This window comes from Streptomyces sp. NPDC059456 (assembly GCF_042750055.1).
GTDB lineage: Bacteria > Actinomycetota > Actinomycetes > Streptomycetales > Streptomycetaceae > Streptomyces.
The window spans coordinates 6392-9528 of the sequence record NZ_JBHYVA010000301.1; the positions used below are offsets into that span (position 1 = coordinate 6392).

The 3137-nt window shown below is 68.1% G+C and carries 3 protein-coding genes; 1 reads left to right on the forward strand and 2 read right to left on the reverse strand.

The window, feature by feature from the left end:
* Nucleotides 1-254 precede the first annotated feature (254 nt).
* Entirely contained in the window at nt 255-407 is a 153-nt protein-coding gene (locus ACFXA3_RS24170; RefSeq protein WP_385190007.1) for a hypothetical protein, read from the forward strand.
* A 1275-nt stretch (nt 408-1682) separates the two neighbouring features.
* Here the strand turns inward: ACFXA3_RS24170 and ACFXA3_RS24175 are convergent.
* Both ACFXA3_RS24175 and ACFXA3_RS24180 read right to left on the reverse strand, forming a co-directional pair.
* Complete coding sequence (locus tag ACFXA3_RS24175; protein WP_385190009.1) at nt 1683-2003, reverse strand: hypothetical protein; 321 nt, start codon at nt 2001-2003, stop codon at nt 1683-1685.
* Nucleotides 2004-2572: 569 nt separating this feature from the next.
* The coding region (locus ACFXA3_RS24180; protein ID WP_385190011.1) for an FG-GAP repeat domain-containing protein at nt 2573-3137 on the reverse strand (565 nt) is incomplete at its 5' end.

The following is a 3137-nucleotide window of genomic DNA, read 5'->3' on the forward strand; positions in this document are numbered from 1 at the left end:
CCCGCAGGCGGTACGGGGGGGGCGCTGGACTCGTCGACCCGCTCGCGGCCCTGTGGCCCGCCCGCCGTGTCCTCGTCGATCTCCCGCTGCGGTGCCACCGCACCCCTCCCCCGTCGTTCCGTCCACCCGTGACCACGCGATGACCACGCTCGCATGCCACCTGACCTGGCACAACGTTCCAGGTCAGCCCTTGGACACCGTTCCCGGGGCGAAGCTCTGCTCACCCGATCGGACCCACGGCCAAGGAGAGCATCATGAGCCGGTCCACGCTGTACGCCTTCCCCACCCACGACGTCCTCGGCAACGTCGTCGCCGCGATCCTTATCGCCGTGCTCGGATACACAGCCAAGAAGATCTGGACTTCCATCCGCAAGCGGAACGGCGAAACCCGCGACACCAGCCAGTAGCCGGCTGGTGCGGCCCGCCCTGCGGGGGGGAGCCGCACGATCAAGTCCCCGCCGCGGTCAAGTACCCGCCGCGGTCACGCACGGGCCGGCTCGTCGCGTACCGGCTCCGGGGAACGGACAAGCCGCCCTCGACCAGCCAGTGGAACGGCCCCCCGATGTCCCCACCCGGCCGGGCCGGCACGACGCCACGTCGGCATCCCACGACCGCAACGCTGCTACCGATGGTCGACGGGACGTCGACGGCTAAGGTCCCGCGCCAGCCCATCGAGAGTCCGCTGGTGTCCGGGGCGTCGAAGCAATCGTACCTTCCTGCTGCCTGCGATCCCGCCGTGGGAACGGCACTCCCGACGTCCTGGAACCGCCCCGCTGACAGCGCTTTGGGCTGGACGAATCTGATCCCGCAGAAGGTTCGGGACGCCATCAGGGAGACGGCGTCACCGAACGCCGGTCAGGCCGACATGCAAGATCGCGTCCACGACGGACTGTGCGGATGTGGCGGAGGTCGTGCTCGGGCGGGCGGCCGAAGTCCAGAGCGCGGCCGCGGTGCTCGAGACCGGGTGGCAGCACGCCCGGACCTCGGTGGTGCGCGTCTGCGGCTGTGCCCGCAGACGGGTGTCCATTGCCACACCGACCTGCTGCAAACACGGCCACCGGTCCCGGGTGATCGTCCGGCTGCGCCGGGACGGCGGCCGGCGCGACGGGCGCCCGCTTCTCCTGGCGTCTGCTGATCGCAGCGCACCAGCAGGTCGGTGGCCGATCCTGCTCGCCCGGGACGACCTGAACGTCCACAAAGCCGCCGACCAGGAGGAGTTCACCCAAGCCCGGGACTTGCTGACCGTCTGCTGCCGGCCGCCGTGCGCACCCGGCCTCAACCCCGTCGAAGGGATCCGGTCCCATTTGCGACGCGGCCGGCTCTCCAGCGTCGCCTTCGGCACCCGAACAGCTCATCCAGCGCATCCGGCGCGGCCTGCGACACATCCAGTACCGCAGTGACCTCGTGGAGGGCTGCCTCGCCGGACGGGCCTGCCCATCAGACCCAGATGAGCAACGACACGACTGCCCCCGCGCGATCAAGCAATCGGCCTGGACAACGATGCGCTTCAGCCTTGCCAGACCGCCCCCGCCGGTACCCCTCCCCGGACTGCCACGGACCGAACCGGGGTTGGTACACGTCCCGCCTGGGCTACCGCCCCGCACCCCGTGCTCATCTTCGCCTCGACGGCGGCGTCATTCCCCACGGTCTGTGGTCACGCAGTTCCCCAGGGCCTGGCGGGCTCAGGCATCATCGAACGGCTCGTCACTCCACCTGAACGAAGCGCGAGCGTCACTGATGTGCAGAAGGAACTCCGCGACCGGACCGGACGGAGCCTCCAACGACAAGGTGTCCGCGATCCGGTCGTACGAGTCGTCGAACTGCTCGTACTCCTCCGCCTCCATCAGAGCCAGCGACTCGTCGAACCACGGCTTCACCTCTCCGAACGTCGGCGTTGGAACGAAGCGACCGTTCAGCCATGGAAAGTCGGCCTCGTCAATCACGATCTCGCCGAGCAGATCCTCCTGCCGCATCAGTCGCCAGACTTCGCCCTCGAAACCCATCCCGCCAGCTCTCCATCCATGTCCTGGTGTTCGCCGGGCAGCCTCTCACGGAACAAGCACAAGGAAGGCAGGGGCAACAGCGAGCTGGCTGGCATTGAATGAACAGCCGGTGCTGGTGGCTTGCTCTCCCTGTCAGAGGTGCGGAGCCCACGGGTCACCGCAATCATCCAGCCGGACCTCGGGGGCTTGAGTGCGGTCCCGCCACCGCTCTCGCACCACCTGACGGCCGGCGATTGGGAGGACACGGGTGACTTCTGCGATGGCGAGGACCGAGGCAGCGCTTTCGATCGGACCTGCTCGGCGGCTGTCCGGACACGGAAGGAAGAACGTACCGTGCGGTCGAAGTCTGTGACGGTGCCCGGTCCGTAGGCCGCGTCGATGTGTGTCGATGGGGCGGGTGCGCCGAGAAGGGGCGGCAGGAGAACGGTGTCGCCGGTGATCGAGGTCCGGGCGGCGGCGAGCGACGAGCCCGCAGGTCAGGTAGGGGCGCCGGCTCGGCGGGAGGACCATGCGGCGACGAGGTCACAGCCCGTGGGGCTGTGACCTCGTCTTGGAAAGCGATGGCGGTACTAGATCACGGTCACCCCGGGCGAGGAGGCCCAGAAGCCCCAGTAGCCGCCCTTGGGGGCGTTGCAGGTGGTGGTGAAGGTCCCGTCGCCCTTGGACGTGGCCACCGGCAGGCAGTCCCAGCCGCTAGCACCGGTCAGAGCGAGATCGGTCTTGCCATCAGCATTGAAATCACCGCTGACGACCTTCACATTCGGGCTCGCGGCCCAGCTGCCCCAACTCAGCCCAGGCGCCCCACAGGTAACGTCGAACTTGCCGTCACCCTTGGACGTCGCCACCGGCAAGCAGTCCCAGCCGCTAGCACCCGTCAGAGCAAGATCGGTCTTGCCATCACCATTGAAATCACCGCTGACGACCTTCACGCCGGGCGAGGAAGCCCAAAAACCCCAGTAACCACCGACGGGGGCGTTGCAGGTGGTGGTGAAGGTCCCGTCACCCTTGGACGTCGCCACCGGCAGGCAGTCCGGGTCGGTAGCACCGGTCAGAGCGAGATCGGTCTTGCCATCAGCATTGAAATCACCGCTGACGACCTTCACATTCGGGCTCGCGGCCCAGCTGCCCCAACTC